Genomic DNA, 18,058 nt, shown 5'->3' with positions numbered 1-18,058 from the left:
AGCCTAGACTTGGCGCAACAACGACAAGAGGGGCTCCATGGCCCGCGACCCCCGCTACGACATCTTGTTCGAGCCCGTTCAGATCGGGCCCGTCACGGCGAAGAACCGATTCTACCAGGTGCCCCACTGCAACGGAATGGGCCGCACCTTCCCGTCCAGCATGGCAGCGATGCGCGGCGTCAAGGCCGAGGGCGGCTGGGCGGTGGTGTCGACCGAGCAGATCGACATCCACCCCACTTCCGATATCACCGGCGCGACTGAGGGCCGCCTGTGGTCTGACCAGGACATCCCTTATCTCGCTCGTATGTGTGATGCCGTTCATGAGCACGGCGCGCTCGCCCTGATCGAACCAACCCACAACGGCAAGTTCGTCGCCAACGCCTACAGTCGCGAGGTGCCGATCTTCCCGTCGCACATGCCCGTGGTCGGCAACAATCCGCTGCAGTGCCGTGCCATGGACAAGCAGGACATCCGCGACTATCGGCGCTGGCATCTCGATGCCGTGAAGCGTTCGAAGATGGCAGGGTTCGACATCGTCTGCTGTTACGCCGCGCACAATTTGTCGCTCGCTGGCCAGTTCATGCTGCCGCGCTACAATCAGCGGACCGACGAGTATGGCGGTAGCCTCGAGAACCGCGTTCGCCTGTTCCGCGAATTGATCGAGGACGCCAAGGAGGCGGTGGGTGACACAATGGGCGTGGTGGTGCGGTTCGCGGTCGATGAGCTGCGCGGCGCCGGGGGCCTGGAGTTCGACAAGGAAGGCCGAGAGATCGTCGAGATGCTGGCCGAACTGCCCGATCTCTGGGACGTCAATGTCGCCGAGTGGGAGAACGACAGCGTCACAAGTCGGTTTGCCGAAGAGGGTTTCCAGGAGCCGTTCATCAGCTTCGTGAAACAGGTGACGACGAAACCGGTCGTGGCTGTCGGGCGTTATACCACGCCGGACCGCATGGTCTCGCTGGTCAAGAACGGGGTGCTCGACATGATCGGTGCGGCCCGCCCATCAATCGCCGACCCGTTCTTGCCCAGGAAGATTGAGGAAGGCCGGATCGAGGACATCCGGGAGTGCATCGGCTGCAACATCTGTGTCGGTTGGGACGGCCTTCTGGCGCCGATGCGCTGTACCCAGAACCCGACCAAGGGCGAGGAGTGGCGCAAGGGCTGGCACCCCGAACGGATTGCGCCGAAGGCGGACGACGACTCCGTGCTGATCGTCGGCGCAGGCCCGGCAGGACTCGAAGCCGCCCGGGCCGCCGCCGAACGCGGCTACAACGTCACGCTGGCGGAAGCCGAAGAGGAACTGGGTGGCCGTGTGACACGCGAGGCAGGTCTGCCGGGGCTCTCTGCCTGGGGCCGAGTGCGCGACTACCGCGTCCACCAGATCCGGCAGAAGGGCAATGTGGAGGTCTTTCCGGCCAGTCGCCTGACGGCTGAACAGGTCTTGGAGTTCGGCGCCAAGCGCATCGCGATCGCGACGGGCGCGCGCTGGCGCGGCGACGCCTATGGCCGTGCGCACCAGTTTCCGATCCCCGGGCTGGCCGATGCAAACGTGCTGACGCCCGATGACATCATGGACGGTGTCGTGCCGCAGGACCCGGTCGTCATCTATGACGACGACCACTACTACATGGGTGGCGTGCTGGCCGAGAAGCTGCGCGGCGACGGGCTTGATGTGATGCTGGTGACGCCTGACTCCCTGGTCTCGTCCTGGACCAGCTACACGCTCGAACAGGCGCGCATTCAGGCGCGCATGATCGATCTTGATGTCGAGCTCGCCGTGAGCCACAAGCTCAGCCGGGTCGACGGCAACACGGTGACGCTGGCCTGCGCCTTCACAGAGCGGACGCGCACGGTCGATGCCGCTGCCATCGTGATGGTGACGTCGCGTGTTCCGGTCAGCGCTCTCTACGATGCGCTGGCAGGTGATGCCGAAAAGCTTGCGGACGCAGGCGTGGCGTCGATCCATCGCATCGGCGACTGCCACGGGCCGGCGACGATCGCCGCGGCGGTCTACGAAGGCCACCGCTTCGCCCGCGAGCTCGGCACCGAGCCCAAGGAAATCCCCTACAAGCGCGAACTGACCGAACTATCGCCCGAGTTCGCGCTGCCGTGAGGCACTCCAGCTGTCTTGTCATCCCGGCCGGAGCCCGCAGGGCGAAAAGCCGGGACATCGACAGGTCATCGTACGTCTCTCGGGGTCCCGGATCGGCGGCTCGCGTTGCGAGCCTTGTCCGGCATGAGAATTGAAGAAGAAAGGCCAGACGTTGCCGCCCAGCCTTTCGGGACCGTATCCCGGAAGGGATTACATCGTGGCCTGATCCATCCACGCCTGAACCTTGTCAGGGTTGTTGTCGAGCCACTCGTTCACGACCTCGACGAGATCACGACCCTTGTCGTCAATCTCCGACATCATCTGGGCCTGCTCGAGGTTGGTGATCGAGTAGGCCTTGATGAGGCCCCAGGCCTGCGGATGGCTGTTCTTCAGCGCAGCATTGGCGACCTTCCAGATCTCTGCACCGGACCAGTCGCAGTCATGGGTCATGTCGGGATTGATGCCGAGCGACGCATCGGTCTCGCAGCCTTCGAAGTACTCGGGCAGCATCACGCGCACCAGGTCGTACTGGGCGTGAATCCAATGCGGCTCCCAGAACATGGCGAGCAGCGGGGCTTCACGCTCATAGGCCGACTTGATCTCGGCGATGATGGCACCCTCGCCGCCGGAGCGGACGTTCACGAAGTCAAGGCCCAGGGCCGCGATGCGCGGCGCATTCTTGTCGCCCCAGTCGGCGGGATAGTCGAGGAAGCGGCCCGACGGCAGCGTCTCAGGCGTGGCGAACATGTCGGCGCAATCGTTCAGCGCTTCCCAGCTGTTTTTCAGGCCAGGGCACTGATCCATGACGTAAGCCGGAACATACCAGGTTTCCTGCGGCTTCAGACCGGACAGAGCCACGATCTCAACGGCACCGGAATCGAAGTGCTCGTCCCAGCCTTCGCCGATGTTCGAACTCCAGATTTCGAGTGTGGCGTGAAGGTCGCCGTCGGCGATCGCCGTAATCTGCGGATTGTAACCCGCGGTCACATACTCGACGTTGTAGCCCATGCGCTTGAGAACCTCGCCCGCAACCATCGTCGAGATGTGCTGACCGGTCCATTCGTTCATCGCGAGCCGGATCGGCTCGTCATTGTCGGCGCTCTGCGCCGAAACTGCGCCAAGAGCCAGCGTACCGACCGCTACCGCAGACAGAAACGTCTTCTTCAAACTCATTGATGAGTCTCCCGTGATTCTTGCCCTCAAACGCCGTTCTCCGGCACTTAGAACCAATCCTACGCTACAGATTCTATACGACATATGCAAACTGTTCGCAAGTTTATCTCCAGCGGTCAGACGCGGGCGTTTCCCGATGGATGGCTTCTTATAATGTGGCGATGGAACTTTTCCTGACCGGCCGGCGCATGGGTGCCGCGGAGGCCAAGCACCGGGGACTGGTCCACGCCGTCGTGCCGGCCGATCAGCTGGTCGACAAGGCACGCGCCTTGGCCGATGCCATCGCAGATTGTGCGCCACTCGCCTTGCAGGCCCCTCAAGGAGGCGCTGGTTGCGATGATGCACTTGCCGCTGGAAGAGGCCTTCGATGTTACGTGATGGGCCATCGAGGCGGGGGAGACGGCTGCAGCGTCTTGCCGATCTACGAGAAGATGCTCTACTCCGATGACTTCATGGCGGACGCTCGCGCCTTCGCCGATCAACCCGTGCCCAATTTCAAAGGCAAGTAACGCCACCTTGTCCCGTGATCTCGACATCGTTCGGGTGCGCATCTATGCGACTGCACCCGCCACCACGCCGCCCTACCGATGGACCGGCCAGGAAGGTTTCGTGCGTGTCACCGACAACACCCTGCGCCTGACCGCGGCGAACGGACTGGAGGGATGGTCCTCGAACACGTCGCATGCACCTGCCGAGGATAACGCTCCGGGGCGTGACCTCGCCGATCGTCTGCATGAGATTGCCCCGCAGATCCTGGGAGCCTCGGCCCTGGAGCGGGAGGCGGTGAACGAACGACTGCTGCGGCGCTGCGACGATCCGCGCAAACGGGCGGAATCCCTGATCGACATCGCCCTGTGGGATCTGGCGGCTCGCGCCAACGGCGAACCGCTCTGGCGTCTTCTGGGGGGGGCGAACGCGGCGATCCGGGCCTACGTCAGCACACCGGTGCTGGCCGAGATTGAGGACTATGTCGCCTTTGTTGGTGACCTCGCCGATCGCAGCTACCGCGCCGTGAAGCTTCACACACGCTGCGATCCTGACTGGGATCTTGCGATGGTCGAGGCCGTGCATGCGGCCCATGGCGAGCGTATCGGCTTCATGCTGGATGTCGAGCAGCGCTACGACCTCAGGACGGCCGTCCGGGTGGGCCGCAGGCTGGCCGAACTGGGCTTTCACTGGTTGGAGGCACCGCTACCCGATGAGGATCTGGTGGCCTATGCCGAACTGCGCCGCGCGGTGAACGTGCCGATCATTCCGGCGGGCAACACGTTGACCGATCTTGCGTCCCTGCGGGACGGTCTGGAGACCGGTTCGTGGGACATGGTCCGCACGGGTCCGACCCACAACGGCGGTATTGGCGCATCCGTTCGCGCGATGGCCTTGGCCAGGGCTCATGGCACCACGGTGGAACTGCAGTCGTACGGTTATGGGGGACGCAAGCTTGCCGCGCTGCACCTTGCGCTTGGCGTTGGCACCTGCGGCTGGTTCGAGCAACCGGTACCCGAGCAGGACTACAGCGACGAACTCGGTGACCTGCCGGTGATCGATGCCGAGGGCCTGGTTCACGCGCCGTTGGGACCGGGTCTTGGCGCCGTTCCCGACTGGGACAGGATCGCAGCCGACGCGTTCCTCAACTTCGATGCGGGGCACTGACCCGTGACCCATGACACAACCATTTCCCGCATCCGGGCCTATGCCTGCGAACCCGCTGCGACACCCCCGATCCGCTTCACGGGACGCGATCCGCTAGAACATCTCACCATCGAGTTCCTTCGCCTGACACTCGCCAACGGCGTCGAGGGGATCGGGTCGTCGACGAGCGGGCGGTTGGGTACGGAGCCGGTCGTCGCGGCCGAAATCGAGGCGATCGCCGACCGTGTCCTGGGTTTCGATACGGCCAACCGTTCCGTGTTGACCGACGAACTCCTGGACGAAGCGTGCCCCGGGCCGTGGAAAAGCCTCTCGATCCTCGATTGTGCGATGTGGGACGGCTACGCGCAGTCGGTCGGAACGCCGCTCTGGCGCCTTCTGGGAGGATACCGCGAGCGTATCCCGACCTACGCCAGCACCGAGGCGTTCCTGACCATTGAGGAGTATCTCGATGCGGCCAGGCGCTTCATCGCCATTGGCTATCCGGCGATCAAGTTCCACATGAACACCGATGTCGGGGTTGATCTCGAACTGATCGCGTTGATCACCGAGATCTATGGCGACGGCCGTGTCCGCTTCATGACCGATCACGAGCAGTGCTGTACCTTCGACGAGGCGCTGCGCATTGGTGAAGCCATGAGCCGCGGACCCTTCGACTGGTTCGAGGCGCCTCTGACCGACACCGACCTTGACGCCTATGTCGAGCTCAACCAGGCGGTTGACGTCGACATCCTCTGTGCCGGCAACATCCTGATGGGAGTCAATGCCTGGCGCGAGGGGCTCGCATGCAAGGCCTGGTCACGCCTGCGCTTCGATGCCAGCAACTCGGGCGGCATCAGCAACGCGATCAAGGCCATGGGGCTCGCCCGCGCCTATGAGGTGCCCGTAGAAATCCAGTCTTATGGTTTCGCACCGGCCCAGTTCGCGAATCTGCACGTCATGCTTGGCATGCCCGGCGCGACATGGTTCGAACAGCCGGCACCGTCGGAACCTTACGACGTCCACATCACCAACCCGCTCGCAATCGATGCCCATGGCTGTGTCGCGGCGCCGGACGGACCGGGTCTCGGCATCGCGATCGACTGGTATGCGGTCGAGGCCGAAGCCACCGTGACCTTCGACAGCGCGGGCTAGGCTCTCCGTTCCTGTCGGATGCGTGCGAAGGCGCGCGCGATGGTCGAGGCGATCACGATGACGCTGCTGATGAGGGAATGGTCTGTCGGCACCTCGCTATGGCCGTGCCCACGAGATTGCCGCCGCCCAAGTTGCCCACGACCATCACGGCGATTCCCGTGAGCGCACCTGCCATGGCGAACCAGGTGAACTGATAGACCGTCTCACGCAGCACGACCCGGCCGAGAACGGCGGTCATGAACGGCACGACGGATCAGCACGAACATGACATCGGCGACCGGCGCGTTGTGAAGCGCCAGCGTCACCAGGAACGTACTGAGGACCGAAGGCGACACCACCCAGAATCCCGCCCCAGCCCATGTGGCGGAGCACGCCGCCCAGCCGTGAGCGGTAGTGCACGGCGAGGCCCAACGACAGCGCAATACCGAGCAGCAGATGGTGCCAGAAGACGATCTGCCAGTCGGTCATGTCCGTTGAAGGAGCGCATAAAGAGCCCGTTGAAGCTCGACATCGACCGCGCAATGAGAACCAGGCCGAAGGCCGTGCCGTCGCGCATCAGACGGGGTTCATCCGGTGTTCGGCACGCATGTCGGTGACCGCGAAGCCGATGATCGACACCAGCACCAATGCGCCGCCGTAGAAGGTTACCTCGGTCGGGACCTCGTCTTGGGCGAGCCAGACCCAGAGCGGCCCCGGAACCGCCTCAATGGCGACGAAGAGCATCATCTCGCCGCCTGGCACGATGCATGAGGCAAGCAGGAAGAACACGGTGAGCACCGTGCTGAGTTCCGCGCCCCAGACCACGAGCAGGATGAAATCGTGCAGGTTGACGTCGAACGGCTGCAATGTGCCGATCAAAGCCGCCAGAAACGTGGCCACCAGGCTTGCGAAGGCTATGGCGGGTGTCATGTCGCCGCCGCGTCCCCAGCGCAGTCCGAGCGCGAAGTAGGTCATGGTCGCTACCGTCGCGACCGCCATGAGAAATCCTTAGAGGCTGCCGCCCTCGAAGATGCTGCCGGCTATGATCACGATGCCGATCATGGAGCCTGCCATGGCGAACTGGGCGCTGGGCCAGACCGATTCCTTGAGGACGATCCGGGCCATGATCGCCGTGGTCACCGGTAGCGCCGTGATGATGAGCAGGGTCTGCGCGACCGTCGTGTGGCTCAGCGCCAGGATGAACGTGATGCTGCCGATGCCGGGCAGGCCCAAGGCGTCGCGACGATACGGCAGTCGGAGCGGTTGCGCAACGCGGTGAAGGCGAAGAGCGCGAACGCCAGAAAGAGGTAGCGAATCACCACGATCTGGTAGGGGGCGGCCGCCTTGATTGAGCGCACGATCAGACCTTTGAAGTCCGCCATCGTCGTGGCCGTGGTAAGCAGCAGGAGGTCAGTACAATATGGCCCGTGTCGCGGCCGCGGACGAGTAACCGAGAACGGGACTGAAGAGGAAAGATTCATGGGCGCCCTGACCCCCATCACCTATTCCACCCATGGGCCTGCCGACACCGGCATGCCGGAGTGGGAGAAAATCCCCGCCGACGCGCTGCTCGCGGGCGACCCCGTACAGTCAGGTCACAACTACTTCACCGACGAGACGGGTACGCTCACCAGTGGTGTCTGGCACTGCACGCCGATGACCTCGAAGACCGGTCCCTACGACGTAAACGAGTACATGCTGGTGCTCGAAGGCGCGGTCACCATGATCCACGATGACGGCACCCGCGACACGGTGTGCGCCGGCGAGAGCTTCGTGATCCCCAAGGGCACGCCGTGCGTCTGGGAGCAGACCGAGGACATCCGCAAGTTCTACGTCATCCACGACGATCCCTCGGGTGAGACGCTGGATGCCGATGGTCTGAAGGTCCGCACCTTCGCGCACGACCAGGCGCTTGATCCCGTGGGCGAGCAGGACACCTCACGCTACATCGGCGATGTGCCCGAGCAAACCATCAAGATCTTCTTCGAGGATGCAACCAAGCAGATGACCGTGGGCCTGTGGACCACCACCGAGATGCACACCAAACCCGCGCCGTTCGGCCGCAACGAGCTGATGCACATCCTGGAAGGCGAGGTCACGATCACTGACGGCACCGGCCAGGCCACGACCTATAAGGCCGGCGACACCTTCATGGTGCCCAAGGGCATGATCTACCAGTGGGACAGCGTCGGCACGGTCCGCAAGATCTTCTGCATCTTCCAGCCCAAGGAAGTGGCCGCAGCGGCCCAGCCGGAAGCAGCGCAGTAGCAACAACCGCAGTTGTGGTGACGGAAAGGGTATGGCCTCGGCCGCCCCTTTTTCGTTTAGATGGTCATGGCGGCTCGGGACGCGACAAGACGAACGCTCCGGCGCATGTCAGCGCGATGGTCTGGATCACCAAAACGGTGGTGCCGCCGCCGAGTGCCAGAGAAATGATGAACACGGCGACCATTGAGAGAAACCCGACCGTATTCGCGCGGCGATCGATGGCACCATGACGGTGCCAGTCGCTGATCAGGGGGCCGAAGACGCAATGGCCGACAAACCAGGCGTGCACACAGTCCGAGGACTTGGCAAAGGTGAAGGCGGCGACAAGCAGAATAGAGTGCCGTCGGGCTGCTAGAGGATGTTCATGAACAGATTCAGCGGTGCCAGCGTGTGGGTTTCACTGAGACCGAGTCCGGTCAGGCCCGAGGTCAGATTGTCGGCGCAGTTGTCGTGATCGTCCTCGGCTCCAAGCAGGTGACAGCGCCAGCGGTCGCAGGCGGCCAGGCGAGGTGTCTTCCACCAGCTTGAGGATGGGTCGGTGCTTGTTCGTGACGAGATCGTCGCCGACCAAGGGCGACATGCGCTGGTTGTAGGCGCGTGTGGTGTCCATCGCCATATATTCGGCGATGTCCTCGGCATTGAAGGCCCCGGTGTCGACCACCTCGCCGTGGGTGTTGATGATCTTGATGCGCCGGCCCACCTTGACGTGAGCAGCCTTGCGAACCGTCTGCTGCTCTGCCATGTTGTTCTCCCCAATTCGGCCGGATCGCCCAAAACCGCCCGGGATTGTGGGCATCCTGGGTGCCGACAGAATGGCCGGACGGAGCGGCATGGGCCGACCCGCAACGATCAGGACACGCAAGGCGTTGAGCCATTGTGTCGACGAACTGGTGGCGCTTGAACCGCGTTTCGGCGATGTGCATGCCGCCATCGGCGATCCTCCGCTGCGGCTCTCGAAGCCCGGGCTTGCCACCATGCTACGCGTGATCACCGAACAGTCGATCTCGCTCAAGGCCGCGGCGGCGATCTGGTCGCGCCTGATCGCGGAGCTTGATCCGCACGATCCCGCAACGATCACCGCCGTGTCCGTCGACCGCCTGCGCGAACTCGGGTTGACCCGCGCCAAGGGCCGGGCTTTTCATGGTGTGGCCGGTGCCTGCCATGACGGCCTGTTCAAGGAACTCGCTAGCCACGATGACGACAGTGTGCGCAAGGCGCTGATCGCTCTGCCGGGGATCGGCCCCTGGACGGCGGAGATCTATCTGCTTGCCTGTCTGGCGCGGGCTGATGCCTGGCCTGCCGGCGATGTGGCCTTGCAGATCGCGGCAGGCCGCGTCTTTGGCCTCGACCCGCGTCCGACCCAGAAGGAACTGGAGGCCATGGCCGAAGCATGGCGGCCCTGGCGTGCGGTAGCGGCCCGGATGCTCTGGGCCTACTACCGCCATCCCGCGACCGGAGCCTGAACGTTGGCCTATGAACTCAAGAACTGGTTCGATCCCGCCTTCTTCGAGGATCTCGCGTCGGCGCTCGCCGACGCGCACAAGGGGTTCGACCGTGCTTCCTTCGTCGCCGCGGCATGTGAGGGGCTGGGGCGGCTCTCCATCATGGAGCGCCTGCAGCGCACAGCCGACCTCTGCGCAGCGCATCTGCCGGACGACTATGCAACGGCTCTCGCCGTCGTCTCGGTGGTCGCGCCGCGTTATGAAGGGCACTTCCGGGCGTCGTTCGGCCCGGAGTTCGTCGCGCGTTACGGACGCGGTGATCGCAAGCGTTCGATGAAGGCGCTCAAGAGTCTGACCCGGTACGGCTCTGCCGAGTTCGCGGTGCGCCACTTCTTCCTGGACGACCCCAACGACACGTTGAAGCACATGCGGGCCTGGGCCAAAGACCGAAACCACCATGTCCGGCGGCTGGCGAGCGAGGGGTCGCGGCCCCGTCTGCCCTGGTCGCCGATCCATCACCGGCGTTTCCCATCCTCGAGCCGCTCAGGGCCGATCCCGAACCCTATGTTCGCAAATCGGTCGCCAACCATCTCAACGACATCGGCAAGGATCATCCCGAGACCATGCTCGACCTGGTCGAGGGCTGGGACAGGGACAATGAGCACACGACCTGGATCATGCGCCACGCCTGCCGAAGCCTGATCAAGGCCGGTCATCCCAAGGCGCTGGCGATGTTCGGATTCGGTGACACGCCGCGCGTCCGGTTGGAGAACGTGTCGGTCACGCCTGACCCGGTGTCGTGGGAAGGCACGGTGGCGATCGCCTTCGATCTCGTCTCGACCGCAAGGAAAGCCCAGAACCTGATGGTCGACTATGTTGTCCATTACCGCACGGCCAACGGCAGCACCGCACCCAAGGTCTTCAAGCTGAAGGAGATCACCCTGGAGGCTGGCGAGCGGACATCAATTGCGACGAAGCGCTCGCTTCAGGAGCGCACGACCAGAAGGCACCACCCGGGTGGGCATGCGGTCGAAATCCAGATCAACGGCCAGGCCTGTGGCTGCGCCGATTTCGAGCTTCTGGGCCCGACCTAGAGCATATCCCGTTCAGATTGGATCAATCTGAACGAGTGAAAATGCACTGGGTCCTTGAGCTGGAGCGGACGAGATTGGCGACGGCCGCGACCTCGGCACCGGGCGCAGTGCCGAGCAGGATGGCATCCATCCCGGGTGCACGGGTGGCGGCGATGTCGGTCTCCGGTTTGTCGATGATGGTGGTTCGAGCATCGGGTGCGCAGGAGCGGACCGCGGCGAACAGCGCGCCGGTTTCCGGTATGACGCGGTCGTGCTTACCCGGATGGCTGAGATCGGGATTGGCGGCGACGAGTTCGGTCACTGAGGTGAGATCCTGCACGACGCGTGCCTGATGCAGGCGATCGATCGCGCCGGTGAGTGGAAGTCCGAGGGTGGAATCGGTTAGCATGAGATTTAGCATGGCCGCGAATGTGAATCGATCTGGCAACGCCACGATGAAGCAAATGTCTCACCAGCATGACGGCGTAGTGGGGGCGTCTCAGGCGAAGGGCCTGATGTCGCGTCGTGAAATCACCAGAAACCGGAGGCCGAAGAAGAGTGCTGCGGCCGAAAGTCCGATCAGCTGGGCCCAGAGGAGACCGGGAAGGCCGAGGCCTGCCTGATGCCCCAGGTACCAGGCAGACGGCACCATGATGATCCAGAAGGAGAGGAAGCCGAGCGCTGTCGTGGGCCAGACATCGGCCGCACCGCGCAGGGCGCCGAGCAGGACGCCCTGAAGGCCGTCACCGGGGATGAGCAGCGCCGCGACGGTGAGTGTCGCCACGATCAGGGCGGCGACCTCGGCATCGCTGGTGTAGATGCCGGCAAGAGTCTGTGGGAAGAGCGCAACGATGATCGCGAGCGGGATCATGGCCGTGAGGATCAGGCCGGTGCCGGTCCAGCCTGCCATCGCCATGCCGGTCCGGTCGCGCCGCCCGATAGCGTTGCCGACACGCACCGAGGTGGCCGTCGACATACCGATCGCGATCATGAAACAGAACGCCACGACGTTGAGCGAGGCCTGGTAAGCGGCGACCTGCGTGGCGCCCAGCCATCCCGCCATGATGGTGATCGACAGGAAGGCCGTGGTTTCGAAGGCGTAGGACAGCGACATCGGCACGCCCAGACGCAGGAAACGGCGTTGCAGCATCCAGAACCCGCGAAGCGGCGCGAGCACACCGTAGGCATGCCGGTCGGCCATGAGCAGAATGTAACCTAGGATGCAGCCGAACATGAGCCACCGGGTGATGCTGGTCGCCAGCACGGCGCCGGCTGCGCCACCGGGTTCGAAGCCCAGATGGCCGTAGATCAGAACCCAGTTGAGCCCGGCGTTGGCGACATTTGCCAGCAGCATGATGATCATGCCGGGTTTTACCCGGCCGATGCCTTCCAGGAACATCGAGGCGGCGGTGAAGAGATAGATCGCCGGCATACCCCAGGCGAACATCGTGAGCGCGTGGCCGCCGCCACGGGCGAGATAGGGGTCCTGGCCTGTCAGCAGAAGCAGACGTTCGCCCTCAAACAGCAGCGCCGCCCAGAGCAGGCCCATGACCGCCGCGTCGAACAGCGCGATCCAGAGCACACGTCCGCAGTCGCGGATACGCCCGGCACCGTCGGCTTGCGACACCAGGATCACGGTGCCTGAAAGCAGGCCGATGCCGATCACCAGCATGGTGAGATGGGGGGCAAAGGCGATGCCCAGATAGGCAAGCTCCTGCCCGCCCGCCTGACCGGTCATGATGGTATCGACTGTCACCATGATCAGAAGGCCGCAGCGAGCGACGATCACAGGGACCGCGAGTATCAACGTGCGGACGATATGGTCGCGCAGGTTGGCAGGCGGCGGACGTGTCGCCAGATCGGGTGGAACAAGCGGCATGGGAGAAACTGGTGAGTCGGACGCTGTTTAGCCCAGTCCGACCCCCGGTGCTACGATGGAGACCCAGCTACTCCGGTGCGACGTACTCCTCTTCACGAACGACTTGGCTGTTGTGGTCGAGCCAGTAGATCATCGACCTGTTGACCACGACCTGGAAACAGCCAGTCGCCCCGCCGACCCAGATGTTCCAACGGCGGCAGAAGAAGTCGTCCTTCATCCATCACTCGCTCGTGTCTGCGTACTCGTCGTCGTGCCCGGCGATCCCGTTCAGCCTGCCCCTGGGCAGGAACCAGACAGTATAGGGTTTGCCCGTATTCGTTGACGCCCATTGATGCGCTCCCGGTCAACGCCGCTTCGATCGTTTCGGCGTTCAATGTTTCGCCGGCCTCGGTCATCTCGGCGTGGGCGGTATGGCCCAATCCAGCGGTGCGAACGAAGGCACACAAGAGGCCTCTCAGAATTCACTGTCCTGTGCCCATGTCGTCCTCCTCCTAAATTCACGCCTGTTGCAGTGACGGGAAAGGCCCTGACGCGTTCGACGCTGTCGAGATAGGCGGCCTCGTCATAGACCAGTCTGTGCCCGTAGTAGGTGCCGTGGCGCCTTTGTAGACCACCAGCTCGACCGGGGCCGAACTCTCGGAAACGCGTTCGGTGAGCGCCACGCAAAGATTGGCTGGTGTCCAGTTGTCGGCATCGCCGATCAGAATCAGCACAGGCGAGCGGTACATCAGGGTTTGATAGACCAGCCCGAGGCCGCGCGCCGGGATACCCAGAACAATATAGGGGTTCACGCTGTCGAAGGTGCCGACCTTGGCCAGATTCAGGGTCCCGCCGACGGGTGCGTCGGGGGTTGGTCCAAGGAAACGAGGCGGGCGGTCCGTCGGGAAAAGCCGCCTCGCCATGCATCGCGAGGGCGCGCTGAAGACCGCAGTCCGCATATGCCGGAAACGACAACATGGATACGAGAACGACAAGTTGAAAGGTTCTTATGGCGATCCTGGACGGTTTTGACTGATTCATCTGCGTAGTATGCGCGCCCACTTTAGTCCGCCATCGAAACTCTGGAGGCCCGATCGCCGTGTCGGTCTTCGCCACCAGTATTACCACTGAAATCGACTTCGAACGCGACGGAAAACAGGTCGGGCGTCTCCACCTGCCGTACTCCGTGACGCGCTCGGCCTATGGCGTGATTCCGATCCCGATCTGTGTCGTGAAGAACGGCGAGGGGCCGACCGTGCTGCTGATGGCTGGCAATCACGGCGACGAGTACGAAGGGCAGATCGCGCTTGGCAACCTCATTCGTTCGCTGGAGCCCGGCGACGTGGCAGGTCGTATGATCATCCTGCCTTCGGCGAACCTGCCCGCCGCGCGCGCAGGCCAGCGAACCTCGCCCTTCGACGATGCCAACCTAAACCGCATCTTTCCGGCCGACCCGAAGCTCGGTCCGACGTATGAGATTGCGCACTACATTGAGCATACGCTGATGCCGATGGCCGATATCTACGTCGACCTGCATTCCGGTGGCGGCTCCCTGACGTACATTCCGTTTGTTGGCGTCACCCTCTCTGGCGATCCGGCGTTCGACCGCAAGTCCTACGCGCTGATGCGGGCTTTCGGCGGCCCCTATGGTCAGCTTTGGAATGCCACCTTCTCGTCCAACGCCGCAGGCGGGGCGGCCGTGCGCCAAGGGCGGATCGATATCGGCGGGGAGTTCGGCGGCTTCGGGATCGTCGACCCCCGCTGTCTCGGGCTCGTCGAGCGTGGCGTTCGCAACCTGCTCGCAGCGGCCGACGTGCTGCCGGATGTGGCGGTTGAGGACACGGGGCCGATGCGACTGATGTCGAGTGATCCCGATGAGCTCTACCTGTTTGCGCCAGACTATGGCGTCTTTGTGCCGACTGCCCAACTGGGCGATGAGGCCCAGGCCGGCCAGCTCGCCGGCACTGTCCACAACCTTGAGCATCCGGAACGGGATCCCATTCCTGTCCATTTTCGCGCTGATGGCCTGGTGATCTGCATGCGCGCCATTGGCCGGGTCGAACCCGGCGACTGCCTGTTCCATCAGGCAATTGACACTGACGAACCCAATTTCTGAAGAGACATGACGAAGACTGACAAGTCCGACACCGCAGAGGTGTCCTGGCCGCGGCGTTCCCCGTTGCGTGCATCCAAACTGGGCGATCGCGTCTACGAGCAGATCGTCGAACGAATTGTCGACAGCACTCTTGCCGAGGGCGAGCGATTGCCCAGCGAGCACGATTTCTGTCGCATGTTCGAGGTCTCCCGACCGGTGGTGCGCGAGGCGCTCGCGCGTTTGCGGGCCGACGGCATCATCGATTCGCGCCAAGGCTCAGGCTCTTATGTGCGGCATCGCCCGGTTCGTGATATGCTGCGCTACGGCACCGCATCGGACGCGGTGCAGTTGCTCCGCTGTTTCGAGTTTCGTATCGCGCTCGAGTGCGAGGCTGCCGCGTTGGCCGCCCTGCGCCGCTCGGTCGAGGATCTGCGCGCGATCCGTGTCGCCAACGACGCCTGCAACAAGGTGGCCAAGGCCGGCCGGCTGGGCAAGCAGGAGGATCTCGCGTTTCACATGGCGATCGCGCGGGCCGCGGGCAACGACCTCTTCGCCAAGACCATGGAGAGTTTGCACGACGACATCCAGGACGGCATGAATATGGCGCGCAGCCTGAGCAGGGACGAGCAGCGCGCGCGCGTGCGCATCCTCCGCGACGAGCACGAGGCCGTCTTCGAGGCGATTGCCGATCATGACAGTGATCGCGCACGGGTCGCCATGCGCGCCCACCTGCAGAACGCCCAGCGCCGCATCGTCGGTTCGCGTTAGCTCTCCTCGGCGATGCCCGGCGGCTATCGTGGCCGCCGGGAGGCGTTGCCATGGTCAATCTTGTTGCCGCCGGGGGGCGGGCTTGCGGTCAGAACCGCGTTTCCGCGCAAGGTCCGGACGATCGAGCATCAGTGGATACCGCTGCCGGATGGCACACGTTTGGCCGCCAGAATCTGATTACCCGGGGACGCCGAGGACGATCCGGTTCCAGCGATCATCGAATACATGCCCCCTATCGCCAGCGTGATTTCACCCTGCCTCGGGATGAGCTGATCCATCAGCTGGTTCGCTGGACATGGCTACGCCGCCATCCGGCTCGACATTCGTGGCTCCGGTAATGACGAAGGTGCACCGATGGATGAGTACGTCCGGCAGGAGCAGGACAACATGCTCGCAGCATTTGCCTGGATCGCGGAGCAGCCGTGGTGCACCGGCGCCTGCGGCATGATCGGCATCTCCTGGGGCGGACAGGCCCAGGCCTACTTCGCCCGTCCGCCTGATCCGGACGTGGTCTGCGAGGCCTGGCGCACGTTGTGGCAGGAGCGCCTGACAAACCTGCCGTTCCCGACCGCCACGTGGCTGAGCCATCAGCGGCGTGACGACTATTGGAAACATGGCTCGGTGTGCGAGGACTGGGACGCCATCGAATGCCCTGTCTATGCGGTGACCGGCTGGGCTGATGGTTACACCAACACGGCCCTGAAGTTGATGGCCGGGCTGAAGGTGCCGCGCCGATGTCTGATCGGACCCCTGAGCCCATGGCTATCCGCACCTTGCCGCACCCGGGCCCGCGATCGGCTTTCTGCATGATTGCCTGCGCTGATGGGATCGCTGGCTGAAGGGCGTCGAAAACAGTATCGATGCGGAACCGATGGTTCGTCTGTGGCTCCATGATTCCGTCAAGCCGGCGAGCGAGCATGCCATGAGGCCTGGCCGCTGCTCTGGCAGGCGCCGGAATGCGCGAGTCTGACTGTCGACTGCTGAGCGAGCGCTCTCGACCTTCCGGTCAGAGAGAACGGCGAACTTGATGCGATGCTCCCCGCGTTCGAGGAGCCGGAGATCCCGCAGCCCACGGATGTGACCCGGCTGCGTCCGCTCGGTCGGTCCCGCAGTGTCGTGACCGATCTCGCCAGCGGTCGAACTGACTTCGTCCTCGACGAGGACGATGGCGTCTATCGCATCGAAAGCCACGGCACGACCGTCGACCAGTTGGGCTGGGAACGCCAATCAATCGTCGATGGTGATCCGCTCTCCTATCGGGGTGAGGTCGGTTGGCGCATCGTGCAGGAACGGGATGACTGGAAGACCATGGTTGAAGCGGTGACCGTCGTGACCTGCGACGCCGTGTCGTTCCATGTCGAAACCCGGATCGTTGCGGAGGACGCCGGCCAAGCCGTCCTCGATCAGACCTTCCAACGAGCCATTCCGCGCGACCTGATGTGAAAGGCGAAGGGCCGCTCCGTTGCGGGAATGGCCATTCTTCTTTGGCATGAAACACCGATCAGGCGGTGCCTTCGTCGAGCCAGACGTCTTACCCGGTACATACAGCGGGCAGAGCCATGCGGATGACCATTGAGGTCCTTCACGTGGGTCGAGTAGGTGTCGAGCCAATTGGTGAAGACCGGCATGACCGACAAGCTCTTGTCGCGCATGACGTTCTGGATCTCACGATAGAGCTCCCTGCGCAGGTCCGTATCGAAGGTCTTGCGGGCTTCCAGAACGAGGTTGTCGAAGCTCTCGTTCGACACAGCAGTGCATTCACGCGGACCGAGCTGTCGGGAATGTCGAAGGTCTCGATCTCGTCGGCCTTTCAGGTGCCGGTGCCGATCGCTTCGCCTTCGACGCAGCTCGCCACATCTGCGCCCTCGGGCTGCACCGTGAAGTGATACTCCGACAGCAAATAGGGGACGTCGGCTCTCCGCGCCTTGATGTTGAAGACGACCACGTTGTCGCCGTCGGCGACGATGTTGTCGACGTTACCGAGACAGGCGTTTGCCGGCGAACCGCCTTCGGGGTCGAGATGACGGTTGAACGAATAGGCCGCATCGGCCGCTGTCATGGTCTTGCCGTTGTGGAACTCGACGCCGTCCAGAAGGGTGATGCGCCACTGTATCGCGTCGGCGGCCGCTCCCCATTCGGTCGCAAGATTGCCAACCGGGTCCTGGTCCGGCAGGTCGTCGATCAGGCGATTGCAGAGCAGGCCCGAACGCATGATGTCCACGCTGGCCGTGATCAGCGCGGAATCGAACGTGTCGTCAGCGCTGCTGTCAGTCGAGGCTGCTGCCCGACTGGAGCGTCGCGGCCTGTGCTTTCTTGATCGTGCTCTCCACCAGGTGCCGACCGCTACCGCGGCCAGAGCCATGCCGACAAGACCGTTCTGGAAGTCGCGGCGTGAGACCTTGCCCTTCAGAAACTCGCGGATGAGGACGTCTTTTTTGCCTATTGTCTATGGTCTTCATCCCATTGTTGGCGCGATCTCTGTTATCTGGATCGCAGACAACCGAACAGTAGCGTGACCGATCCCAA

General features: G+C 63.5%; 27 protein-coding genes. 13 read left to right on the top strand and 14 right to left on the bottom strand.

Annotated features, from left to right (window positions below; genetic code table 11):
* Positions 1 to 37: 37 nt before the first annotated feature.
* Complete coding sequence (locus GDA49_07165; GenBank protein MBC6440178.1) at positions 38 to 2,113, top strand: FAD-dependent oxidoreductase; 2,076 nt, start codon at positions 38 to 40, stop codon at positions 2,111 to 2,113.
* Between the two features lie 189 nt (positions 2,114 to 2,302).
* On the opposite strand, the gene GDA49_07160 is transcribed toward GDA49_07165, so the two are convergent.
* Positions 2,303 to 3,265: an ABC transporter substrate-binding protein gene (locus tag GDA49_07160; protein ID MBC6440177.1), complete on the bottom strand. Its 963-nt coding sequence runs from the start codon at positions 3,263 to 3,265 to the stop codon at positions 2,303 to 2,305.
* A gap of 140 nt (positions 3,266 to 3,405) precedes the next feature.
* Here GDA49_07160 and GDA49_07155 point away from each other — a divergent pair, with 140 nt between their 5' ends.
* Genes GDA49_07155 through GDA49_07145 form a run of 3 tightly spaced genes read left to right on the top strand, consistent with a single transcriptional unit; the run spans position 3,406 to position 6,049 of the window.
* The gene (locus GDA49_07155) at positions 3,406 to 3,774 is read left to right on the top strand and encodes a hypothetical protein (protein MBC6440176.1); all 369 of its coding nucleotides are present in this window, start codon (positions 3,406 to 3,408) and stop codon (positions 3,772 to 3,774) included.
* Positions 3,775 to 3,781: 7 nt separating this feature from the next.
* Positions 3,782 to 4,918 (top strand): mandelate racemase/muconate lactonizing enzyme family protein, encoded by a 1,137-nt coding sequence (locus GDA49_07150; GenBank protein MBC6440175.1) that lies wholly within the window; start codon positions 3,782 to 3,784, stop codon positions 4,916 to 4,918.
* 3 nt (positions 4,919 to 4,921) lie between these two features.
* Positions 4,922 to 6,049 carry a mandelate racemase/muconate lactonizing enzyme family protein gene (locus GDA49_07145; protein ID MBC6440174.1) on the top strand — a complete coding sequence of 376 codons (1,128 nt, stop codon included), beginning with the start codon at positions 4,922 to 4,924 and terminating at the stop codon, positions 6,047 to 6,049.
* 52 nt (positions 6,050 to 6,101) lie between these two features.
* Here the strand turns inward: GDA49_07145 and GDA49_07140 are convergent, their stop codons facing one another.
* From GDA49_07140 to GDA49_07120, 5 genes are all read right to left on the bottom strand, one after another.
* On the bottom strand, positions 6,102 to 6,287 hold the full coding sequence (locus GDA49_07140; GenBank protein MBC6440173.1) for a hypothetical protein: 186 nt from the start codon (positions 6,285 to 6,287) through the stop codon (positions 6,102 to 6,104).
* Positions 6,284 to 6,517: a hypothetical protein gene (locus tag GDA49_07135; GenBank protein ID MBC6440172.1), complete on the bottom strand. Its 234-nt coding sequence runs from the start codon at positions 6,515 to 6,517 to the stop codon at positions 6,284 to 6,286. Before GDA49_07135 ends, GDA49_07140 begins: the two co-directional genes overlap by 4 nt.
* 87 nt (positions 6,518 to 6,604) lie before the next feature.
* Entirely contained in the window at positions 6,605 to 7,027 is a 423-nt protein-coding gene (locus GDA49_07130) for a hypothetical protein (GenBank protein ID MBC6440171.1), read from the bottom strand.
* A gap of 9 nt (positions 7,028 to 7,036) precedes the next feature.
* Positions 7,037 to 7,261, bottom strand: a complete 225-nt coding sequence (locus GDA49_07125; protein MBC6440170.1) for a hypothetical protein — start codon at positions 7,259 to 7,261, stop codon at positions 7,037 to 7,039.
* Positions 7,216 to 7,410 (bottom strand): hypothetical protein, encoded by a 195-nt coding sequence (locus tag GDA49_07120; protein MBC6440169.1) that lies wholly within the window; start codon positions 7,408 to 7,410, stop codon positions 7,216 to 7,218. The genes GDA49_07125 and GDA49_07120 overlap by 46 nt, the downstream gene beginning before the upstream one ends.
* A 97-nt stretch (positions 7,411 to 7,507) precedes the next feature.
* Between GDA49_07120 and GDA49_07115 the strand changes: the two genes are divergently transcribed.
* Positions 7,508 to 8,296: a DUF861 domain-containing protein gene (locus GDA49_07115; protein ID MBC6440168.1), complete on the top strand. Its 789-nt coding sequence runs from the start codon at positions 7,508 to 7,510 to the stop codon at positions 8,294 to 8,296.
* A gap of 64 nt (positions 8,297 to 8,360) precedes the next feature.
* Here GDA49_07115 and GDA49_07110 read toward each other — a convergent pair whose 3' ends face one another.
* Together GDA49_07110 and GDA49_07105 are read right to left on the bottom strand one after the other, a co-directional pair.
* Positions 8,361 to 8,630 carry a YbaN family protein gene (locus GDA49_07110; GenBank protein ID MBC6440167.1) on the bottom strand — a complete coding sequence of 90 codons (270 nt, stop codon included), beginning with the start codon at positions 8,628 to 8,630 and terminating at the stop codon, positions 8,361 to 8,363.
* A gap of 63 nt (positions 8,631 to 8,693) precedes the next feature.
* A complete protein-coding gene (locus GDA49_07105; GenBank protein MBC6440166.1) occupies positions 8,694 to 9,038 on the bottom strand; it encodes a DUF1989 domain-containing protein in 345 nt (114 codons plus the stop codon).
* Positions 9,039 to 9,126: 88 nt separating this feature from the next.
* On the opposite strand from GDA49_07105, the gene GDA49_07100 reads away from it, so the two are divergent.
* The 3 genes from GDA49_07100 to GDA49_07090 are packed head-to-tail and all read left to right on the top strand — an operon-like array spanning position 9,127 to position 10,832.
* The gene (locus GDA49_07100; protein ID MBC6440165.1) at positions 9,127 to 9,759 is read left to right on the top strand and encodes a DNA-3-methyladenine glycosylase 2 family protein; all 633 of its coding nucleotides are present in this window, start codon (positions 9,127 to 9,129) and stop codon (positions 9,757 to 9,759) included.
* 3 nt (positions 9,760 to 9,762) lie between these two features.
* Positions 9,763 to 10,440, top strand: coding sequence for a hypothetical protein (locus GDA49_07095; protein ID MBC6440164.1), 678 nt, complete (start codon positions 9,763 to 9,765; stop codon positions 10,438 to 10,440).
* Positions 10,362 to 10,832 (top strand): hypothetical protein, encoded by a 471-nt coding sequence (locus GDA49_07090; protein ID MBC6440163.1) that lies wholly within the window; start codon positions 10,362 to 10,364, stop codon positions 10,830 to 10,832. Before GDA49_07095 ends, GDA49_07090 begins: the two co-directional genes overlap by 79 nt.
* Before the next feature lie 22 nt (positions 10,833 to 10,854).
* Here the strand turns inward: GDA49_07090 and GDA49_07085 are convergent, their stop codons facing one another.
* The 4 genes from GDA49_07085 to GDA49_07070 all read right to left on the bottom strand — a co-directional run bounded on the left by GDA49_07085 (position 10,855) and on the right by GDA49_07070 (position 13,592).
* On the bottom strand, positions 10,855 to 11,133 hold the full coding sequence (locus GDA49_07085; protein ID MBC6440162.1) for a hypothetical protein: 279 nt from the start codon (positions 11,131 to 11,133) through the stop codon (positions 10,855 to 10,857).
* A gap of 177 nt (positions 11,134 to 11,310) precedes the next feature.
* Positions 11,311 to 12,690: an MATE family efflux transporter gene (locus GDA49_07080; GenBank protein MBC6440161.1), complete on the bottom strand. Its 1,380-nt coding sequence runs from the start codon at positions 12,688 to 12,690 to the stop codon at positions 11,311 to 11,313.
* Between the two features lie 67 nt (positions 12,691 to 12,757).
* Entirely contained in the window at positions 12,758 to 12,907 is a 150-nt protein-coding gene (locus tag GDA49_07075; GenBank protein MBC6440160.1) for a hypothetical protein, read from the bottom strand.
* 280 nt (positions 12,908 to 13,187) lie between these two features.
* Positions 13,188 to 13,592 (bottom strand): hypothetical protein, encoded by a 405-nt coding sequence (locus tag GDA49_07070; GenBank protein MBC6440159.1) that lies wholly within the window; start codon positions 13,590 to 13,592, stop codon positions 13,188 to 13,190.
* A gap of 170 nt (positions 13,593 to 13,762) precedes the next feature.
* On the opposite strand from GDA49_07070, the gene GDA49_07065 reads away from it, so the two are divergent.
* The 4 genes from GDA49_07065 to GDA49_07050 all read left to right on the top strand — a co-directional run bounded on the left by GDA49_07065 (position 13,763) and on the right by GDA49_07050 (position 16,975).
* Positions 13,763 to 14,785, top strand: a complete 1,023-nt coding sequence (locus GDA49_07065) for a succinylglutamate desuccinylase/aspartoacylase family protein (GenBank protein ID MBC6440158.1) — start codon at positions 13,763 to 13,765, stop codon at positions 14,783 to 14,785.
* 63 nt (positions 14,786 to 14,848) lie between these two features.
* A complete protein-coding gene (locus GDA49_07060) occupies positions 14,849 to 15,532 on the top strand; it encodes a FadR family transcriptional regulator (GenBank protein ID MBC6440157.1) in 684 nt (227 codons plus the stop codon).
* 354 nt (positions 15,533 to 15,886) lie between these two features.
* A complete protein-coding gene (locus GDA49_07055; protein MBC6440156.1) occupies positions 15,887 to 16,342 on the top strand; it encodes a hypothetical protein in 456 nt (151 codons plus the stop codon).
* 222 nt (positions 16,343 to 16,564) lie between these two features.
* Positions 16,565 to 16,975: a hypothetical protein gene (locus GDA49_07050; protein ID MBC6440155.1), complete on the top strand. Its 411-nt coding sequence runs from the start codon at positions 16,565 to 16,567 to the stop codon at positions 16,973 to 16,975.
* On the opposite strand, the gene GDA49_07045 is transcribed toward GDA49_07050, so the two are convergent.
* Entirely contained in the window at positions 16,936 to 17,280 is a 345-nt protein-coding gene (locus GDA49_07045; protein ID MBC6440154.1) for a hypothetical protein, read from the bottom strand. The two genes, GDA49_07050 and GDA49_07045, sit on opposite strands and share 40 nt — an antisense overlap.
* Before the next feature lie 62 nt (positions 17,281 to 17,342).
* Positions 17,343 to 17,744: a hypothetical protein gene (locus tag GDA49_07040; GenBank protein ID MBC6440153.1), complete on the bottom strand. Its 402-nt coding sequence runs from the start codon at positions 17,742 to 17,744 to the stop codon at positions 17,343 to 17,345.
* Between GDA49_07040 and GDA49_07035 the strand changes: the two genes are divergently transcribed.
* Positions 17,743 to 18,048 (top strand): hypothetical protein, encoded by a 306-nt coding sequence (locus GDA49_07035; protein MBC6440152.1) that lies wholly within the window; start codon positions 17,743 to 17,745, stop codon positions 18,046 to 18,048. The genes GDA49_07040 and GDA49_07035 overlap by 2 nt on opposite strands.
* Positions 18,049 to 18,058 lie beyond the last annotated feature (10 nt).

The sequence above is a fragment of the Rhodospirillales bacterium genome (genome assembly GCA_014323865.1).
Classification (GTDB): Bacteria; Pseudomonadota; Alphaproteobacteria; order SP197; family SP197; genus SP197.
Note: the sequence above shows the minus strand (reverse complement) of the source record. Positions and strands in the feature narration are given on the sequence as shown.